Annotated in this window: 16 protein-coding genes; 8 read left to right on the top strand and 8 right to left on the bottom strand. The window is 60.4% G+C overall.

Going from position 1 to position 18435, the window contains the following annotated elements; translation table 11 throughout:
• Positions 1–8: 8 nt before the first annotated feature.
• The gene (locus NZ585_03805; GenBank protein MCS7079160.1) at positions 9–1913 is read right to left on the bottom strand and encodes a tetratricopeptide repeat protein; all 1905 of its coding nucleotides are present in this window, start codon (positions 1911–1913) and stop codon (positions 9–11) included.
• A gap of 367 nt (positions 1914–2280) precedes the next feature.
• Here NZ585_03805 and NZ585_03800 point away from each other — a divergent pair, with 367 nt between their 5' ends.
• Positions 2281–2826 carry a NifU family protein gene (locus NZ585_03800; protein ID MCS7079159.1) on the top strand — a complete coding sequence of 182 codons (546 nt, stop codon included), beginning with the start codon at positions 2281–2283 and terminating at the stop codon, positions 2824–2826.
• A 97-nt stretch (positions 2827–2923) separates the two neighbouring features.
• Here the strand turns inward: NZ585_03800 and NZ585_03795 are convergent, their stop codons facing one another.
• Entirely contained in the window at positions 2924–3460 is a 537-nt protein-coding gene (locus NZ585_03795; GenBank protein MCS7079158.1) for a hypothetical protein, read from the bottom strand.
• Positions 3461–4045: 585 nt separating this feature from the next.
• Here NZ585_03795 and NZ585_03790 point away from each other — a divergent pair.
• Genes NZ585_03790 through NZ585_03780 form a run of 3 tightly spaced genes read left to right on the top strand, consistent with a single transcriptional unit; the run spans position 4046 to position 7734 of the window.
• Complete coding sequence (locus tag NZ585_03790; protein ID MCS7079157.1) at positions 4046–4579, top strand: FHA domain-containing protein; 534 nt, start codon at positions 4046–4048, stop codon at positions 4577–4579.
• Positions 4580–4635: 56 nt separating this feature from the next.
• Positions 4636–5964, top strand: a complete 1329-nt coding sequence (locus NZ585_03785) for a protein kinase (GenBank protein ID MCS7079156.1) — start codon at positions 4636–4638, stop codon at positions 5962–5964.
• Positions 5965–6018: 54 nt separating this feature from the next.
• Complete coding sequence (locus tag NZ585_03780) at positions 6019–7734, top strand: SpoIIE family protein phosphatase (protein MCS7079155.1); 1716 nt, start codon at positions 6019–6021, stop codon at positions 7732–7734.
• Between the two features lie 124 nt (positions 7735–7858).
• Here the strand turns inward: NZ585_03780 and NZ585_03775 are convergent, their stop codons facing one another.
• A complete protein-coding gene (locus NZ585_03775) occupies positions 7859–8581 on the bottom strand; it encodes a Bax inhibitor-1/YccA family protein (protein ID MCS7079154.1) in 723 nt (240 codons plus the stop codon).
• Between the two features lie 90 nt (positions 8582–8671).
• Between NZ585_03775 and NZ585_03770 the strand changes: the two genes are divergently transcribed.
• A complete protein-coding gene (locus NZ585_03770; GenBank protein ID MCS7079153.1) occupies positions 8672–9928 on the top strand; it encodes a class I SAM-dependent rRNA methyltransferase in 1257 nt (418 codons plus the stop codon).
• Between the two features lie 50 nt (positions 9929–9978).
• On the opposite strand, the gene dnaN is transcribed toward NZ585_03770, so the two are convergent.
• The gene (gene dnaN / locus NZ585_03765) at positions 9979–11121 is read right to left on the bottom strand and encodes a DNA polymerase III subunit beta (GenBank protein MCS7079152.1); all 1143 of its coding nucleotides are present in this window, start codon (positions 11119–11121) and stop codon (positions 9979–9981) included.
• A 109-nt stretch (positions 11122–11230) separates the two neighbouring features.
• On the opposite strand from dnaN, the gene nadC reads away from it, so the two are divergent.
• On the top strand, positions 11231–12088 hold the full coding sequence (gene nadC, locus NZ585_03760) for a carboxylating nicotinate-nucleotide diphosphorylase (GenBank protein ID MCS7079151.1): 858 nt from the start codon (positions 11231–11233) through the stop codon (positions 12086–12088).
• Here the strand turns inward: nadC and purQ are convergent.
• The 3 genes from purQ to NZ585_03745 form a co-directional block, all read right to left on the bottom strand.
• Positions 12066–12803, bottom strand: coding sequence for a phosphoribosylformylglycinamidine synthase subunit PurQ (gene purQ, locus NZ585_03755; GenBank protein MCS7079150.1), 738 nt, complete (start codon positions 12801–12803; stop codon positions 12066–12068). The genes nadC and purQ overlap by 23 nt on opposite strands.
• Positions 12804–12895: 92 nt before the next feature.
• Positions 12896–14437, bottom strand: coding sequence for an NAD(P)/FAD-dependent oxidoreductase (locus NZ585_03750; GenBank protein MCS7079149.1), 1542 nt, complete (start codon positions 14435–14437; stop codon positions 12896–12898).
• A complete protein-coding gene (locus NZ585_03745) occupies positions 14434–14970 on the bottom strand; it encodes a hypothetical protein (GenBank protein MCS7079148.1) in 537 nt (178 codons plus the stop codon). The genes NZ585_03750 and NZ585_03745 overlap by 4 nt, the downstream gene beginning before the upstream one ends.
• Positions 14971–15104: 134 nt before the next feature.
• On the opposite strand from NZ585_03745, the gene hemF reads away from it, so the two are divergent.
• Both hemF and NZ585_03735 read left to right on the top strand, forming a co-directional pair.
• A complete protein-coding gene (gene hemF / locus NZ585_03740) occupies positions 15105–16046 on the top strand; it encodes an oxygen-dependent coproporphyrinogen oxidase (GenBank protein ID MCS7079147.1) in 942 nt (313 codons plus the stop codon).
• 25 nt (positions 16047–16071) lie between these two features.
• On the top strand, positions 16072–17358 hold the full coding sequence (locus NZ585_03735; protein ID MCS7079146.1) for an MFS transporter: 1287 nt from the start codon (positions 16072–16074) through the stop codon (positions 17356–17358).
• Here NZ585_03735 and NZ585_03730 read toward each other — a convergent pair.
• Positions 17350–18267, bottom strand: a complete 918-nt coding sequence (locus tag NZ585_03730) for an alpha/beta hydrolase-fold protein (GenBank protein MCS7079145.1) — start codon at positions 18265–18267, stop codon at positions 17350–17352. The two genes, NZ585_03735 and NZ585_03730, sit on opposite strands and share 9 nt — an antisense overlap.
• Positions 18268–18435: the final 168 nt, after the last annotated feature.

The following is an 18435-nucleotide window of genomic DNA, read 5'->3' as shown; positions in this document are numbered from 1 at the left end:
TGGCGCGTTCACTTGGGACGCGGAAGAAACTCCAGCGAAACAACCTCGCCGGCTTCGTCGGCGACAGGTTGCGTGGTTGGGCGGTACATCACAATGACCGGATTGGGAATTTTTGAGTCGCAGCCGATGACATCGCCGACATCATCCGTGTGGGCGACAAGCTCCGCTTTGGTGAAGTCCAGCAACAGCTTGATGAGACCGGCGTCCGTACGAACGTACGCAAAGGCGCGACCCTGAACGCACGCAAAGCGTTCAATAAAGCCCTCAATGCGTTGTGTGCCGGGTCTGCGCTGGAGGTACGGGATTATCGGGGTGACGGTATCCTTCGGCTGGTGTCCGGCTGGGCTGATGTCATCGGAAACGTAGACGCTCTTGGTCGGCTCCGGGAGCGCCGCTTGACGGCCGCTTTCAGCCGCTTGCTCATACTGGTTGACCAACGTCAGCAACTCGGACGCATGAGCCGCGTTGATGGGGTCATCCGCGAGCTGCGCCAGTGGTTTGAGCAACCGTTTCGCTTCCGACCATTCGCGCCGCTGGATGTAAATGCGCGCTTGAAGCACGATGAAGTCGCGGCGGCCGGGCAGCAAAGCGCCGGCGCGTTTGATGTCGGCGAGAGCTTTGTCGAGATCGCCGGCGGCCAACGCAACGTAGGCTGACGCCGAATAACCTTCGGCGAAGTCCGGCATTTGCGCCAAGGCGTTGGTCAGGGCGGAACGTGCGGCGGCGATGGTTTCAGGCGACGACAGTCCCCGCCGGATTAGGAAATGCGCGTAGTAGTAAGACGCCAACGGCGAGGAAGTAGGCGCAGAGGCGGCGCGCTTGAGGGCTTCCTCCGCCTCGGCCTCGCGTCCCTGTCGTAACCGGAGAAGCCCAAGCACGGCGTAGGCGTCGGCCATATCCGGCGCCAGCGCAATAGCCTTGCTGAGATGCGCTTCTGCTTCAGACGCCTTATCCGGCGTCCGTGACAGCAGATCACCGAGGAAAACAAAAACTTCCGCCTCACTGATGGGCAGCCTTTGATATGCGCTCTCTTCGACGAGCTTTGTTGACGAACGCAATGTCTCGACATAGAACTTGTCGCTTCTGACGTAATTCTCCAGAGCTTTCTGAAGCTCCGCAAAGTTGGTCTGGAAGGCTTCTCTCAGCGCATCTTCAATTGGCGTTTCGTTTTCAAGAAGTGATAGAAGCTTGGCGAACTTCTGTCGTCTTATGCCGCCGTCGCCAATCATGAAGTAGTGCGTCAACGCCCAAGATTGGGCATAGAATATCGTTTGCTTATTTCTTTCATTGTACTCAGGGGACTTTGTATTGATCCTAAAAAACTCCTGAAATGGGATGAGCTTCCGCTTACGTAGGTTGGCGATGTGGTAAGGATTGGCGTTACCCAGTTCAACCGTTTTGCCGTCTTCGCTGATGTTGATGGTCTCGTAGTACTCCGCCAAACCTTCGTTGGCCCACGTTGGGATAGGTTTCAAGGTGGCGTTGACAATGAGGTGTGTGAGTTCGTGATAGATGACCGCGTATGGGAAGATACCGGGCAGGTTGGGAATCAGCGTAATGTAGTTTCGGTCACGTCCCGGAATGAAATAGCCTCCAACACTGACGGGTTTGCCTTGGTATGTCGGTCTGTATGGTTTGTAGGCATTGTCGTCTTTGAAAACAATGACCACAATTGGAACTGAGTCATTGAACTTTGCTCTGGGAAAAAGCTGGGAAAAGACACTCCGGAACTGTTCAAGCTTTGAGGCAACGACTCGAATCTCTTTTTCTTTGGCATTCCCAATAAATAGGAAGTGCTTTGACTTGATTTTTATCCACTCATCCTTGGCGGCAGGTGCTCCTGCCCGAACTGACTGGAAAAGTCCCAACAGCGCCAGAAAGCCAAACGTGAGGATGCGTAAACGACTCGGCATGGAAAACTTCTCTCTGTGGATGGGAAAGTCGTCGTAGCCCCCAGAGCAGCGCTGGGTTAGGTCGCCTTGCTAGGTCCATAGGCTTGCACTGCGGCAAGACATCACTGACCGTCTCACAAGCGATGCACGACTTCCGCCTGCTGCCTCCGGCAAGACGGAAAAGCTGCCATAATTTTTTCGTAATCTCCAGCAAGCGCCTTGTGGGGAGACCGGCAGCCGACCTCCACTGAGATTTTTTCCGTACGCCGAAGGCGCGGAAGGCGGACTACCCAACCGCCGACTGTTTCCTATGATGAGGGCGGCGCGCCCGTGTCTTGAACCGACAGCGGCGCGCACGGATTTCGTTGCGTCGGTAGGAAGGTTTCTTATGCCGAAGATTTACGATATTGAGTACACGCCCAATCCGGCGGCTCGAAAAATTGTTCTCAAGGAACCAATCACTGCTCCCGGCGTGTCATTGAGTTTTTCAAACGCGCAGGAGGCGGCGTCGCACCCGCTGGCGGAGGCTCTCTTTGCCATTCCGCACGTCAAAAGCGTTTTCATGATGGATCGCTTTATCACCATCACTAAGGACAACGAGGTGGAGTGGGATGAACTACTGCGGCAGGTGGCGGTTCCCATCCGGGCCGCCGAGCCGGTCGGCGCAACGGCGCCGGCGGCGACTGCTACTCCCAAGCGCGGTGAAAATCCCGACCTTGACCGTATTAACGACATTCTTGACGCCCGCATCCGACCGGGTTTAGCCGGCGACGGCGGAGGGCTGGAAGTGGTGAGCTACAAGGACAACATACTGGCGGTACGCTATCAGGGCGCGTGCGGCAGTTGTCCAAGCTCGATTTCCGGAACGCTCTACGGCATTCAGAGCATCCTCCGCGACGAGTTCAACCCCGAAATCACGGTCATCGCCGTGTAGTGCGCCAACGGCTTAGAGTGTCGCGTGGCGTGCGTCGCCTCGTCTGGAGTGGCGTGCGCCACGCTGCCTTACAGCATCTCCCGCCCGGAACAGGGCGCTAACGAATCCGGTCGAGAGCCTGACAGACTAACCGACTGCGCTCAGCGGAGACGCCGCCGCGCACAATCGTGGCGATGCGTCCTTGCCGGTCAATTACCACTACGTTACACACGTCGCTCCGGCAGTGGTACATGTCAGCGACGTTACCGCTCCAGTCCAACAGGACACTTTTGGGAGCGCGGCTGCGGAGTTGGCTTCGAATCATAGGTCGAATCAGGGGCGGTACGCCGCGCAAAATGGCGACGCCCTGTATTTCGATGCTGTCACCGTAGCGTTGGTACAGTTCGCGCACCCACGGCTCGATTTGCTTCGAGCCGCCACGGTCGCCAAGCATCAGCACTAGCGGCTTGCTCATTGGGAAGGCAATTGTGTGGGGGCGGTTGTACTGATCGGTGAGTGTGAAGGTTTTGGACTGTGCACCAACCAGACTCTCTGCTGAATGAACGCCGGCACGGGTCAGCGTGGGAATGGCGAGGAACGATGCGGAAAGAATGAGCGCAAGCCTCACAGCCCAAGCCACTGCTTTGCGAGCCATTGTTCACTGATAACCTCCTCGAGCTGACTTGACCGGTCACTACGGCCGGTTTTCGTCATTCGCCGGGTAAGGTTAGGGGAAGTCATCCCGGCGCAATGGACGTAAGCTTACGAAGCGCCTACTCGCCGGCAAAGTTCCCTAGGGGGCAATTGTCGGCGCGCCCCAAGCCGCCAGTGTCCTTGTGCCTGACCGGCAGCGGCTTGCCGGAAGCAAGGTTTTGGCTATAATTGTCTATTGCCTTGGCTCTCAAAGTCATCCGCAGTCAGGACGAGGTTACGTGCGATGATACGTTGCCCGCAGTGTGGTACGGATAATCTCGATGGTTCTGAGTACTGCGATGAGTGCGGCTACCAACTGCACGCCGTACTTAGCGCGCCGCCGGTTGCGCCGCCGAGCGCTGCTCCGGTAACGCCGCTGCCTTCTGGGAGTTTCCCGCCGCAGGGGTCTGTCTCATATGGCGTTGTTCCTGCTGTCGGCGGACATGGGCCGGTTGGTGGGCAGGCTTCAGTTCCGGGGCGACAAGCTTCTGGGGGGGCGCACGCTGCTGGCTTTGCTCCGCCGCCGCCGAATGTCCCATCCGTTCCAATGATACCTGCGCCGCAACCGACAACCTCCGCGACCCCACCGGTGGGGGATGTTTTTGCGGTTGCGCCGCCGTCCACTGTTCCGCCGCCCCAGCCTGTTTCCGCTCCACTACCACTCAGCGCCCAACCAACAAGCGCCGCCGGCCAGCCGCCGCAAGCTGGCGCCCCAGCTTCGCCGCCGAAGCCTACGACACCTGGCGTGCCACGCGCCAAACTGGTCATTCAACGCGGGGGGACGGTTGGCAAGGAGTTTTTACTGACAGAAACCGAATCCAACATTGGTCGCTGGGATGCCGACGGGGGCATCTTTCCAGACATTGATCTTGACCAAGACGATCCAGAAGCAAAGGTTTCACGGCGGCATGCGCGGATTATTTGTCAGGATGGGCAATACGTTCTAGAAGACCTCGGCAGTACGAATGGTACCTTCGTCAATCGCGGGCGGCGGCTGTTGCCCGGTAACCGCTATCCACTCAATGACGGTGACGAAATTATTGTTGGTAAGACCTTCTTGAAGTTTCAGTACATCCGCTAGGGGCTGCAGTCGGAACTTAGGCGAAGCGGCTTGTCTACGCCTGTGTGGCCAACTCCATGGTGAACCAAAAACATCTTGCCCCGGAGACGTTGCTCGAAGGACGCTATCGCATTGTCAAGCGCATTGGCGGCGGCGGTATGGGCAGCGTCTATCTGGCTTATGACCAAAAATTCGGGCCGCCGAACGACAAGACGCGCCGCGCCGTCAAGGAGATGTTTGATTTCTTCACCGATCCTGCACAGCGCCAGAAAGCCATTGAGGACTTTCAACGCGAGGGGCAGCTTTTGGCCAGCCTTGAACACCCCTCAATCCCCACCGTTTACGATTACTTCGTCAACGACGGCAAGTACTACTTAGTGATGAAGTACGTGCCGGGCGGTGACTTGGCCAAGAAACTCAAGGAAAGTAAGCAGGGCTACATTGACGAGCGAACGGTGACGGAGTGGGCCATTCAGATTTGCGATGTACTGGATTACCTCCACAGCCAAAATCCGCCGGTGATCTACCGCGATCTGAAACCGGCCAACCTGATGCTGGACGATACACGGACGCCGCCGCGCGTCATGCTGATTGACTTCGGCATCGCCCGCTTTGTTTCGCCCACTCAGAAGGGCGTTACCGCCATTGGGACCATGGGGTACGCGCCGCCTGAACTGTTTGCAGGGCAGGTCGAGCCACGGTCAGACTTGTATTCGCTCGGCGCAACGATGTTTCACCTGCTGACCGGCGCTGATCCGCAGGATAACCCGCTGCTGATCTTTGACTTCGATCGCAACCCGCGTCCACGAGCCATTAACCCCAAACTGACGCAAGGCATTGAGGCGATCATCATTAAGGCGGTCGCCCACAAGATACAGGATCGCCCGGCTTCAGCGGCCGAGATGAAGCGGATGTTAGAGGAACATCTGCGGCGACTTGACAACCCGCCACAGCCTGCCCTTGCATCGACCTTCTGTGTAGCATGCGGTGAAAAGATTGACCCGGACGACGCCTTCTGCCCCTACTGTGGCGCAGCCCAGCCCCACGCTGGTGGACGCGCGGCCAGCGGCCGCCCTGTGGCGCACCTACAGGTCCTTGATGCGAGTGGCAACCCGAAGGCGGTTTACGAGCTCGCTAAGAGCACTCTGCTGCTTGGGCGCACCGACCCGCATACGGGCAACTTCCCGGAGATTGACCTGACGCTGCACGACTCTGAAACGAAAGTGTCGCGCCGCCATGCGCGGCTGTTTCAAGAAGGCGGGCGCTTTTTCATTGAGGATTTGTCAAGCGTCAACGGCACTTTCCTCAACGGACACACGCGACTGGCACCCAAAAAGCCTCATCCCTTGCAAGACGGCGACGAACTCAAGCTCGGCGAAACGCGCCTTCGGTTTACGCTTCGGTGACAGTACACTGTCAGGCGGCTCAACCACCCCGTCGGGCAGGACAAGCGACGCTCCATGGTCTCACGTAAGCTACCCCCGGCGATTCAGGTTTCTCCGCCATCGGGAGCCTCGTTTGAAGTGTTGCTCAAGGGCGTCCGTCTGACCATCGGACGTTCGTCGCGCAACGATCTCTGCCTCAATGACCCGTTTGTTTCGCGGCTTCATGCCGAAATCCGCCGGGACGGCGAGGACTTTGTGCTTCATGACAGTGGCAGCGCCAACGGGACCTACCACAACGGACAACGCATCGAAACCAGCACCCTGCTGAGGCCGGGCGACGTCATTCGTATCGGTGCAACAGAACTGCGCATCGCCGATGCGACGACCTCCGCCTCCGGCTCTCACATAGCTCCGCCAGCGTTTCGCTTCACCAAAAGCGACCATGCCGCCCCAACAGAAATCCTGAGCGGCCAGCGGATCACGCCGCTTGCGCTCCAGCCGCTGCCCACGGTGTCTACGGAAGCGCCAACCGTCCCAGCGCGCGAGCGGCGGCTCTCCCGCGACTGGCTTGAGCTTTTCCAGCAAGTCATTGAAACATTGCTGGTCAACCAGCCGCTGGAGGAAACCTTGGACGCCATCCTTGGTCTCGCCTGCGCCGCCATTCCTTTTGAACGGGCTTACTTGTTGCTCATAGACGAGCGTGGACAACTGCGTCCGCAGGCGCATCGCGCAACGAAGCAAGCGGCCCAGTTGGAAGTGACGTTGCCGTGGTCAATCTATGAGCGCGTCATCAACCAGCGCGCGCCGCTTTTGATTCAGGATGCGCGAAGTGATGAACAGGTCGGCGGAGACGCTTCAGCGATGTCGCTCATTGCTGCGCCGCTTACCGGAAGCGGGGAGGTGTTTGGTCTGCTCTACATGGACAGCCCTTTCGCCCCACACTGCTTTCGCCAAGATGACCTTGACCTGCTAACGACGATTGCCCGCATCGCCGCCGTCAAGATTGAAAACACCCGGTTGCTTGAAGCGCGACTCGAAACCCGTCGCCTTGAAGAAGAACTCAAGGTGGCGAGCGAAATCCAACTCCGCCTGCACCCGGCGCACCCACCGCGACTGGACGGCTACGACATTGCCGGATTGAGTTTTCCCTGCCGTGAGATTGGGGGCGACTACTACGACTTCATTCCGCGCGGCGACGGCAAGCTCCTCATCGCCGTGGGCGATGTCGCAGGCAAAGGGATGGGCGCGGCCCTAATGATGTCGAGCGTCCATGCGGCGCTGCGCGCCCAGGCGCAGACGGGACGGCCGCTGCCGGACATTGTCGCTGCCGTAAACGACTATGTGGTTGAGAACTCGCCAGAGAACAAATTTCTCACGCTGTTTTGCGCCGAGCTCAATCCGGCGACCGGCGACCTGTGCTACACCAGCGCTGGTCACGACCCAGCGGTGCTCGTCCGCGCCGCCGGCGACCACGTCATCTTGCCGGCCCAAGGCATTCCCATCGGGATTCTGCCGGGCTTTGCGCCGCCGGTGGGTTACGAGCGGCTTGCGCCCGGCGACATTCTGGCAATCTACACGGACGGGCTGACCGAAAGCGCCAATGAGCAGGGCGAGGCCTTCGGACTTGAACGTCTGGTTCAGACGCTCGTCAAATACCGGAAACGAAGCGCCTTGCGTCTACGGGATTGCGTTGAGGAAGCCGTCGGCCGCTTCGTCGGGCGCGCTCCAACCGCCGATGATTTGACGTTAGTCCTGATCCGGCGGCTTCCCACCCCGGAGCTTCTCCCGTGAGTCCCGGCCGGAGGGACACTGAACTGCGCGCGGCAACCCATACCGAATGAACTCAAAACAACAAGACCGAGGCGTTCAGTATCCGCCTCGGTCTTACACAAGCCCTGCGTCGCAAGCCAAACGGCTATTCGTCGCTGCCCAAAATGTTCAGAATGTTGAGCAGGTGAATGAACAGCCCGAAGAAATCTAGGAACAGGCTCAATGCACCGGCGACATACTCGTCGGTCGGCAAGTCACGCATGATATTTGACGTGTCGTAAAGCACATACCCAGCGAACAGCAGTACCGCCGCTGAGGAAATCGCCAGTGACAGAACGCTTGACCCAACGAAAATCCCAATCAGCGAGGCGACCAAGATGACGATCAGCCCGGTAAATAAAAAGCCGCTCAAGAAACTAAAATCCTTGCGCGTGACGAACGTATAAGCCGTCAGCCCACCAAACGTCGCCACCGTCAATCCGCCCGCCGCCACGAGCGACAACGGGTTCTTTCCTAGGGCGAACAGGACAAGCGGCGAGACAAGTAATCCTTCAAAGAAGGTAAAAGCGAAAAGCGCCGCCAGATTGACGCCCTTGACGCGCCGTACGGCGTTCACAGCGAACACCGAGCCGATAAGCAGCAGCAATGCCAACCAGTAGTACCGGACAATCGCCATATAGATGCCGGTGGCAAGGCTCACCCCCACGCCGGCAATGGCGCAGAAAATACCGACCAGAAACAGGGCGTACACCTTGCGGATAAAGCCCATCCGCGCGGCCAAAGACGCATCAGCCACGGTTAGCTCGCCGCCCCAGCCGTACGCCGCAGACGACTGGCGGTTGAGTTGATCATAGCGATAGTCGTTCATTGCTTTTCCTCCCAACAGATGCGCTGTCGTTGACCTTGGCCGCCACCTTGTCCCGCACGGACGTTTCCACAAGGCGTGCCGGCTTTCGGTATGCTAACCGAGAAACGCCGAACCCTGCCAGAGGTTCCTGTGGAGCAACGCCAAATGCCGAAGCCGCCCAACCGTCTCACCCAAATGCCCGCCGTCACGCTCCACCCTGGCCGTGAGAAATCGGTGCGCAACCGCCACCCGTGGATTTTTTCCGGGGCGATCGCCGTCTGGCCTAACGAGCTTGAAGACGGCGGCCTTGCCGCCGTCCTATCCGCTGACGGACAGCAACTCGGCTACGCTTACGTCAACCGCCGGTGCTCCATCGCTGCGCGCATGGTGGCGTTTGGCGAAACTGACCCCCATGCGGCGCTTCAGGCCAATCTTGAGCGCGCCGTGGCGCTCCGCCGAAGGCTTTTCGATCCAGTGCGCACCAACGCAGTACGGCTGGTGAACGGCGAAGGCGACGCCTTGCCTGGCCTCGTCGTAGATCAGTACGCCGACGTGCTGGTGTGTCAAATCTCAACGCTCGGCATGGAGCGGCTCAAGCCCTTCGTTGTAGAAACACTGGTCGGGCTGGTTCAGCCGCGCGCCGTCTATGAGAAATCCGATGTGGCAGCGCGCTACGAGGAGGGTCTCAAGGATTTCGCCGGCTTACTCTACGGCCGCGACTTCGGCCCGGTGGTCGTCGTCGAAAACGGGCTGCGCTTTCACGTGGACATCAAGCACGGACAGAAAACCGGCTTCTTCCTCGACCAACGCGAGATGCGCGCCCTACTGGAAAACCTCGTCGACGGGCGGCGCGTTCTCAACGGCTTTGCCTACACTGGCGGTTTTTCCGTTTACGCCCGGCGGGGCGGCGCAACACGGGTTGTCTCCGTGGACAGCTCCACCGGCGCGCTCCGGCTGGCGCAGGGCAACCACGCCCTCAACGGCTTCTCCACGGCGGCGGAGGATTTCCTTGAAGCCGACATGTTTGCGTACCTACGAACGCTGGAAGCCGGCGCGTTTGACGTGATTATCCTTGACCCGCCGGCGTTCGCACGCAAGAAGGACGATGTGTTGCGCGCCGGCCGCGCCTACAAGGACATCAACCGGCTGGCAATCACTAAGGTCGCGCCTGGCGGCTTGGTGTTGACCTGCTCCTGTTCGCACTTTGTGGACGAAGAACTGTTCGGGCGAATCGTCTTTCAAGCCGCCAGCGAGGCCGGGCGGAATGTGCGCATCCTGCATCGCCATCGTCAGGCGCTTGATCACCCGATTAGCATTTTTCACCCGGAAGGCGCCTACTTGAAAAGCCTGCTGCTAAGCGTGGACTGAGATGCCCGGCGCGCTTCCTCGGCCTTACAAAGGGCGACGCCCACTCAACCTTAAGCCCGCATCGGCATGACAATATAACGATAGTCGTAGCCGTCCCCGTCCACCGGACGTAGTTGGACCTGTGTGATTTCATCTTTGAACTCGAAGTATGTCTGTGAACTGTGCGCGACCGTGAGAAAATCCATCAGGTAGCCGATGTTGAAGGTGATCGTCATCGTCGGTCCGGGGTAGTCCACAGTGAGCGTCTCTGCGGCTTCGCCGGATTCGGGTGACTGCGCCGTAATCTCGACACGTCCCTCCGTCGTATGCAGCTTGACGGCATGCGTGGTTTCATCCGCTACGACGCCGACCCGCTTGAAGGCCGCCACCAACCGTTCCGTCTCAAACGTGATGACCTTGTCGTTGTTTTTAGGCATGACCATTTCGTAGTTGGGGAATTGCCCGGCCAGCAGCCGTGACGCAAAGGTACGCGCGCCGATGCGGAAAAACACGTGGTTGTCATCCTGCCCAAAGAAGACATCGGCTTCGGCGGCGTCCGTCGCCAGACGGGCGATTTCCCCCATGGTCTTTTTCGGCAAAAGGAAGGTAACAGGTTTGGCGCCTTTTCCTAACGCCACACTGTCCGGCTTCTCAATGAAGGACAACCGGTGGCCGTCAGTGGCGACAAGGCGCAGCCAACCGCGCTTGGCGTCGCTGGGCGTCGCACCGCCGACCACCATCTGAACACCGTTGAGCTGGTAGCGCGACTCTTCCTGCGAGGTGGCGAAGAGAACGCGCGGGATCATCGTGCGCAAAACACCAGCCGCGATGGAAAACGGCGTTTCAGGCGTTTCCGGCAGGGATGGGTAGTTCTCCGGCGCAGGGCTGAAGAGGCGAAACCGCGACCGGTCACAGGTCAGATTCATGTTACCGCTGCCGTCGCTCTTGAAATGGATGTCGGTGTCAGGCAGGTTGCGTACAATGTCGAATAACCGACGCGCCGGGAGGAGCGCCGTTCCACCGTGCTTGATGTTCGCCGCGCATGAGGTTTTGAGCGTCGCGTCGAGGTCAGTGCCGGCCAGCGTCAGTGTCCCCCCGGCTTCGCCGCTCAGTAGCACGTTCGACAGGATGGGGATCGTGGTCTTTTTCTCAACGACGTTGTTGAGAAACGTCAACTCCTTGAGTAAATCAGCCTTCGTAACGGAGAATTCCACAGCCCCTACCTCGCTTCCATTGATTTTTATGTGAGGTGCGCGATTATGCGCGTCTATACCGCAACAGCGCAACTGTTGGTTTATTCCGCCCGGACATGTCACCGACGCCATGCGACTAGACCCAATCGCGATTGAGAATCTCATTTCGCAATTCCTCGCCGAAGACATTGGGCGGGGCGATGTGACGACTGACGCCGTTTTGACCAGAGATATCCGCGCGCGTGGACGCTTCCTTGCTAAGCAGGAACTCGTCCTTGCTGGGATTGAAGTCGCGGAAATGGTTTTTCAGTGGTTCGACCCTGAACTTCAAATCCAGACCTTCTATCTGGACGGGGACGTTGTACCGGCCGGCAAGGAAATCGCCCGCGTGACTGGCCCGGCGCATATGCTGCTGGCTGGCGAGCGTGTGGCGCTTAATCTCCTGCAACGGATGTCGGGCATCGCCACGCTGACGCACGCTTTCGTTCAGGCAATTGAGGGCACCGGCGCCGTCATTGCCGACACCCGCAAAACTGCGCCGGGCCTGCGTCCGCTGGACAAGTACGCCGTTCACGTCGGCGGCGGTCACAACCATCGGTTTGGTCTCGACGACGGTGTACTTATCAAAGACAATCACATAGCGTTGGTCGGCGGTATCGGGCCGGCGCTGCGTCTAGCCAAGCAAAACGCTTCCCATCTGCATAAGATTGAGATTGAAGTCGGCGACCTAGCGCAGGCGAAGGAAGCCGTCGCCGGGGGAGCAGATGTCATTTTGCTCGACAATATGACGCCCGACCAGGTCCGCGAATGCGTGAAGCTCATCCGCGAACTTGAGCCGCCGGGTCGCCAAACGCTGGTAGAGGTTTCGGGCAACATCACGCTGGAGAATGTGCGCGCCTACGCCGAAGCCGGCGCCAATCTGATTTCCGTTGGCGCGTTGACTCACAGCGTCAAGGCTGCTGACATCAGCCTGAAACTGTCGCCGTAGTCGCCGCCCGCCGCCGCCGTTCGGCGTCGCGCAGCGTGAGCATCAAGGATTGAAAGAAGCGGAGACCGTCGTCGCCCCCAAGCGCTTCTTCACAAGCGCGCTCCGGGTGCGGCATCAAGCCCAGCACGTTGCCATCGGCGTTGAGGATGCCGGCGATGTTGTTGAGCGAGCCGTTGGGATTCGCCGCCGGCGTCGGCGCTCCATGAGCGTCCACGTAGCGAAACAGCACCCGGCCTTCGGCTTCAAGGCGGCGCAGATCTTCTGGTGTACAGAAGTAGTTTCCCTCGCCATGCGCAATAGGCAACGTAATGACTTCCTGGGGAGCGTAGGCGCGCGTAAATGGCGTGTCGGCGCGTTCCACCCGGACATGCACGAAGTCGCAGCAAAAACGCAGGCCGGCGTTGCGCAGCAGGACGCCTGGCAGTAAGCCCGCCTCGCATAAAATCTGGAAGCCGTTGCAAATCCCAACCACGTAGCCGCCGCGAGCGGCATGCTCGCGAACGGCTTGCATCACCGGCGAACAACTCGCAATCGCTCCGCAGCGCAGGTAGTCGCCGTAGGAAAATCCGCCGGGCAAAATCACCACATCGCAGTCGGCGACCGAGGTTTCGGCGTGCCAGACGAAGCGCACCGGCTGTCCGATGAGCTTGCTGATGACGTGGTAGGTGTCATGGTCACAATTGGAGCCGGGAAAGACGACGACGCCGAATTTCATAGGGCTTTCATAGGGCCGGACTTCCAGGAAAATGCTTAAAGCGTGTACGTTACCCGTTGCGCCGCGCCGATGCAAATCCGCCGGGCGAACCATTACCAGTCACGCAAGATGCGGGCGGCGCAGCTCAGTCCCGACGCCGCCACCGACGGGACCCCCTGCCCCGGAAAACAACTGTCGCCAGCACAGTACAGGCCGCGGATGAGCGAACCGCTCTGTGGCTTGAGCAGAATGTCGGACCCGCGCCGGAGCAGCGGGCCATATGTGCCGCGTACGCGCGCCAAGTACCGTTCATTCGTCAGCGGCGTCCCGACCGACACGACGTCAACCGTCTCAGCGGCGTCCGGAATGACCCGTTCCAGCATGCGGAGCATGTGCCGTGCAGCGGCTTCTTTGGCGGCGCGGTAGGCCGGCGTCCGGCGCACACCGCCGCCGTTCGCAGCGGGTTGCGTCAGCGCCGCCCAGTCGTCGTAGCGATCCACCATAAACGCATGGACATTGTGCCGGCCCGGCGGCGCAAGGCTAGGATCGTGCAACGACGGCAGCGAAACAAACAACATTCCGCGCGGTCGGTCATAGGCGTCCCAGTCGTTGACGACAATGTGGTGAACGACCGTGTCCGGCGGTAGACGCTCGGCCGCCACGCCCCCAAAGAGGCTCGTGAAGCTGTCTGCCTGGGCATAACGCAGCGATTGCTCCCGAAACACGACGCCCGCCAGCGGATGCTCACGAAACAGCCGTCCGTAGGTGTCCCAAAACGTTGCGTTGGAAACGATGGCGCGCGCCGTGATGACCTCGCCGGATTCAAGCTTGACGCCGCGCGCGCGCCCACGGTCAAGCAGCCCGGCTGTGACGCGGCTTCCGTAGCGCACCTGCCCACCGTGACGCTCAATGCCGGCCGCCAGCTTCTCTGCGATGACACTGCACCCACCCAGCGGATACCGGACGCCGTTGACGTGGCGGTCGCCAAAAACCAATGCGGCGTTGACAAGCGGTGTGGCGTCGGCCCCAGTCAGCGCCCAACAAAAAGCCTCAATGTCAATGAAGCGCCGCAGGCGGGCATCCCGAAGATAGCGCCGCGCCAGAGTACCGAGTGTGGTCAGAGCCGCCCGGCTCATTTGCAGCGCGTCCCACGGCGCTGTCGCCACACCGCGCACCAACCCGGCCACGTCGTCCAACGCAATGAGCGGCACGCGCGCCATTACGCGGTAGGCATCCTGCACCGCGTCGTAAAAGGCGCGAATCCCGGCTCGTTCCTGTGGAAAGTGGCGCGTCAACTCGTCGAGGAACTGCTCGCGGTCGTAGTGCGTCCGTATTTCGAGACCATCCGGCAGGTGGTAGTGAATCTGGACCTCATCGCGGCGCGTCTCGACCGTTTCGCCGACTTCAGCCAGCGCCTCGGCGACGAAGTTAACCGTGCCCTCCGTGCCCAAGCCGTACAGCAATGACGCGCCAACATCAAAGCGATAGCCAGCGCGGGTGAAGTACGACGCGCTGCCGCCCGGTACGGTGTGCTGTTCGAGAACTAGCACCCGAACGCCATGCCGCGCCAAGCGGGCCGCCGTCGCCAGACCGCCGATGCCAGAGCCGATGACGACCACCTCCGGCTCCCAGCCGTCCGACTGCACCGTGGTCATGGCTTGGCGAAGCGTAGACCGTTAACGACGCAAAAGAAGTCGCGGACCTCACTTTCCGGCGTCATAACGCGGGTCAGCGTCGGCCGGGCGGTGATGGACTGGCCCGGCGCTAGTTGTTTGAGGTTCTGCGCGGCCAGCGGGTAGGCGAGCTTTTCCACGATGATTTTTTCTTCCATATCAATCAGATAGACCCGCAACTCCACGCCGGTCAACGTGCGGTCGCCACGGTTTTCAAGCCGACAGATGTATTCGTACCGGTCACCTCGTTCGCCATTGACCACAAGACGATCAACGGGAATAAGCCGAACTCCCTCACGCTTGATGTAATCGTCAAATTCTGGATCGCCGGCGCGTAGCATGCCTTCGGTCATCTGCGCGGCGGCGCGTTCACGGCTGTACTTTTCCCACCAGACGACCAGACCGACGGCGGCGGTGACAACAACAAAAGTCACCGCCAAGATGATCAGTAACGTCCGGCGCGCGTTGGTCGGCGACTCGGAAGCGATAGTTGGTTGGATTTCCAGCTCAAGCATGGCGGTGGAGCAGAGCAACGTTGGGGGCGGTCAGGTGAATTTCGTCTGCCGTTGGTGTAGCGCGTAGTGTAGCTTGGCGAAAGAAGGCGGTGTACCTCACAGGAAAGGATTGAATCGGCATGATAGCCACGGAAATGAAAGCAAGTGAAGCCCAAAACCCAACTAATGCCACGATTCGGGAACGCGCCGAAGCGTTTTTCAGGACGCTTCAGGACGAAATCTGCGCCGCGCTTGAGCAGCTAGACGGTGCGGCGAAGTTTCGCGAGGACCTGTGGGAGCGCGAAGGAGGCGGCGGCGGGCGGACGCGCGTCATTGCAGACGGCCGCATCTTTGAAAAGGGCGGCGTGAATTTTTCGGCCGTCTATGGCCTGATGTCAGAAAAGCTGGCGGCGCGGATGATGCCTGGTGAAGACCGGACGTTTTACGCCACCGGCGTCTCGCTGGTCATTCACCCGCGTAATCCGATGGTTCCGACCGTCCATGCCAACTTTCGCTACCTTGAACAGGGAAGTAGCGCTTGGTTTGGCGGCGGCGCGGACTTGACACCCTACTACCCGTACCGCGAGGACGCCGTTCATTTTCACCAAACGCTCAAGGACGCTTGTGACCGGCATCATCCCGACTACTACCCGCGCTTCAAGCAGTGGTGCGACGAATATTTCTTCCTGCCGCACCGCAACGAGACGCGCGGCGTCAGCGGGATTTTCTTCGACTACCTCAAGGCGGATGAAAACACCGACATGGAGGCCATTTTCGCCTTTGTTCAGACCGCCGGGCGGGCGTTTCTACCGGCCTACGTGCCGATTGTCGAACGCCGTTGGAACGAGCCGTACGGTGAGGCGGAACGCGAGTTTCAACTGATTCGGCGCGGGCGATATGTGGAGTTCAACCTGGTTTACGACCGGGGGACGGTGTTCGGGCTGGAAACACGCGGGCGGACGGAATCCATCCTGATGTCGCTGCCGCCGTTGGCGAAGTGGGTTTACGACTACCGGCCGGCACCGGGCACCCGTGAAGCCGAGGCGATGACGTTTTTCACCCCGCAGGACTGGTTGGGGCTGACGCAGACGCCTTGAAATCGTGGAAACGGCGGAACGGCGGATGACGCTGCGGCTCTACCTCGACGAAGCCGCAGTACGCATGTTTTTGCTTGGCTTCGCCGCCGGTCTGCCGTTGCTGTTGGCGCTCGGCACGTTGAGTTTCCGGTTGCGTGAGGCGGGCGTGGAGTTGTCCGCCATTGGGTACGCCGGCTGGGTCGGACTGGTCTATGGCTTCAAGTGGTCTTGGTCGCCGCTGGTGGATCGGCTACCGCTGCCGGGCTTGACGACGACGCTCGGACAACGTCGCGGATGGCTTTTGGCGGCGCAACTGGCGGTTGCGGGCGGTCTTGTCGGTTTGGCATTGACCGATCCCCGGCAGGCGCTCGGACGAACGGTTGGGCTGGCGCTTTTCGTCGCCTTCGCCTCCGCCACGCAGGACATTGCTCTGGACGCCTACCGCATTGAATCGGCGGAGGCGACACGCCAAGGCGTATTGGCGGCGACCTATCAGACAGGCTACCGGTTGGCGATGATGTGGAGCAGCGCCGGGACGCTCTGGATTGCGGCGCGCGTCGGCGGCGAGGGCTATTGGCACGCGGGGTGGCGGGCGGCGTATCTGGTGATGGCGGCTTCTATGCTGATCGGCGTCGTCACCGTCTTTTTTGCGCCTGAGCCGGCGGTTGTCCGTCCGCCGGTCGAGCGGCGCGTCCTCGCGTGGCTGCGGACGGCGCTGCTTGAGCCGTTCGCCGACTTCGTACGCCGTTACCGGTGGCGGGCGGCGCTGACGCTGGCGCTCATTGCCACGTACCGCTTGAGCGATACGGTCCTAGCCGTGATGGTCAATCCGTTCTATGTGGACGCCGGATACCGAAAGGAGCAAATTGCAGCGATTAGCAACGTCTACGGCGTTGTGATGACACTGGTTGGGTCGTTTTTGGGCGGGGCGCTGGTCGTCAGGTGGGGGCTGCCGCCGACCCTGTGGCTTGGAGCGTTGTTGAGCGCGGCGACCAACCTGCTTTTCGCCGGCTTGAGTCTGACGGGACCACAGGCAGGAGCGCTGGTCGTAGTCGTTTCGGCGGAGTATCTCAGCACGGGCATCGCCTCGGCGGCTTTCATCGCCTACCTGTCGTCGCTGACGAACGTTGGTTATTCGGCGACGCAGTACGCCCTGCTGAGTTCAGTGATGTTGCTGTTGCCGAAGTGGGCGGCGGGTTTTGCGGGCGCTGTTGCGGCGGCGGTGGGCTACACGCAGTTTTTCATCGGGACGGCGCTGCTCGGACTGCCCGCCGTCGGTTTGGCGGCGTACGCCGCTCGGCTGGAAACTCGGCTGGAAAACCGTTCACCGTGATTTGGCGTCTGCTCTATCCGTTGGGGGCGGCGCTTTCCGGCGCTTGGACGACTTGCGCGCCGTCCCTCGGCCGCTGGGCGGGTAAAGCCGACGCAGAATTGTCCCAACGCGCTTGCCCCAATCGCCTTCCGTATGCTTGCCGCCGCGCACTTCGCGGTAAAACAAGTCCACGTCAAGCGTCCAGCCGTATTCCAGCAGGATGTCGCGCATCCGGCGCAGGTGCATCACGCCTGCGCCCATTTCGCGCGTCCCCATATCCAGCCAGATGCGCACGTCGGGCTTGCGTTTCAGGTGACGCACCAGCCGAAACGCCACGCCGTGATCCCACCACAGCGAGGGAGACAGCGCGGCGATGCACCCAAAATACTCCGAATAGTGCAGCCCCAGCAGCAGGGCGGCCAGTCCGCCTAGCGAGGAGCCGCCGATGCCGGTGCGTTCGCGGCCGGGCTCGGTCTGGTAAGTAGCGTCTATGAATGGTTTAAGCTCTTCGACAATAAAGCGTCCGTAAAGGGGCAGTAAGCCACCCTGCTTGACGCCCGAGTCGCGCGTCGGGGTGTATTCGTCTATCCGGTGAACGCCCGTATTCCAGACGCCGACAATGATCAGCGGCGCAATTTTCTTTTCGAGCATCAGCCGTTCCGCCGTCCGCGCCATTTTCCAGTCGTGGCCGCGAATGTAGGCCGTATCGCCGTCGAACAGGTTCTGTCCATCCTGCATGTAGAGGACGGGGTAGCGTACGGTCGGGTCATCGCCGTGGCCCGGGGGCAGGTAAACGATGACGTGCCGCTTGTGCGTCAAGTACCGCGAGGCGACGTTGGGATGGATTTGAAAGCGCCCGGCGTAGCTGTCGGCGTCCTTGGGGATGGAAGGTGCAAACGCCGCCTGACTCGGCGTGGGGCGCTGGGACATGACAAGCGGGCGTCGGCCGGCCGCCGCAGCGGGTCGAGGCCGTTCCAACGATTAGCAAGAGGTCGTACGCCGCAGACTATGCTGATTGTCCAAGGGCGACGCAAGCCGTCCCTGAAAGCCGCGCGTCGGCGATTGAAAAACTGAAAGGTATGGACGCCGACTTGCGGC

Source organism: Chloracidobacterium sp., assembly GCA_025057975.1.
Classification (GTDB): Bacteria; Acidobacteriota; Blastocatellia; order Chloracidobacteriales; family Chloracidobacteriaceae; genus Chloracidobacterium.
The sequence above is the reverse complement of the archived record's forward strand: the minus strand, read 5'-3'. Positions and strand labels throughout refer to the sequence as shown.

Bases quoted from the DNA above. Each gene is read 5' to 3' on its own strand.
- NZ585_03805 (MCS7079160.1), bottom strand. From the start codon at position 1,913: ATGCCGAGTCGTTTACGCATCCTCACGTTTGGCTTTCTGGCGCTGTTG.
- NZ585_03800 (MCS7079159.1), top strand. From the start codon at position 2,281: ATGCCGAAGATTTACGATATTGAGTACACGCCCAATCCGGCGGCTCGA.
- NZ585_03795 (MCS7079158.1), bottom strand. From the start codon at position 3,460: ATGGCTCGCAAAGCAGTGGCTTGGGCTGTGAGGCTTGCGCTCATTCTT.
- NZ585_03790 (MCS7079157.1), top strand. From the start codon at position 4,046: ATGATACCTGCGCCGCAACCGACAACCTCCGCGACCCCACCGGTGGGG.
- NZ585_03785 (MCS7079156.1), top strand. From the start codon at position 4,636: ATGGTGAACCAAAAACATCTTGCCCCGGAGACGTTGCTCGAAGGACGC.
- NZ585_03780 (MCS7079155.1), top strand. From the start codon at position 6,019: ATGGTCTCACGTAAGCTACCCCCGGCGATTCAGGTTTCTCCGCCATCG.
- NZ585_03775 (MCS7079154.1), bottom strand. From the start codon at position 8,581: ATGAACGACTATCGCTATGATCAACTCAACCGCCAGTCGTCTGCGGCG.
- NZ585_03770 (MCS7079153.1), top strand. From the start codon at position 8,672: ATGCTAACCGAGAAACGCCGAACCCTGCCAGAGGTTCCTGTGGAGCAA.
- nadC (MCS7079151.1), top strand. From the start codon at position 11,231: ATGCGACTAGACCCAATCGCGATTGAGAATCTCATTTCGCAATTCCTC.
- purQ (MCS7079150.1), bottom strand. From the start codon at position 12,803: ATGAAATTCGGCGTCGTCGTCTTTCCCGGCTCCAATTGTGACCATGAC.
- NZ585_03750 (MCS7079149.1), bottom strand. From the start codon at position 14,437: ATGACCACGGTGCAGTCGGACGGCTGGGAGCCGGAGGTGGTCGTCATC.
- NZ585_03745 (MCS7079148.1), bottom strand. From the start codon at position 14,970: ATGCTTGAGCTGGAAATCCAACCAACTATCGCTTCCGAGTCGCCGACC.
- hemF (MCS7079147.1), top strand. From the start codon at position 15,105: ATGAAAGCAAGTGAAGCCCAAAACCCAACTAATGCCACGATTCGGGAA.
- NZ585_03735 (MCS7079146.1), top strand. From the start codon at position 16,072: ATGACGCTGCGGCTCTACCTCGACGAAGCCGCAGTACGCATGTTTTTG.
- NZ585_03730 (MCS7079145.1), bottom strand. From the start codon at position 18,267: ATGTCCCAGCGCCCCACGCCGAGTCAGGCGGCGTTTGCACCTTCCATC.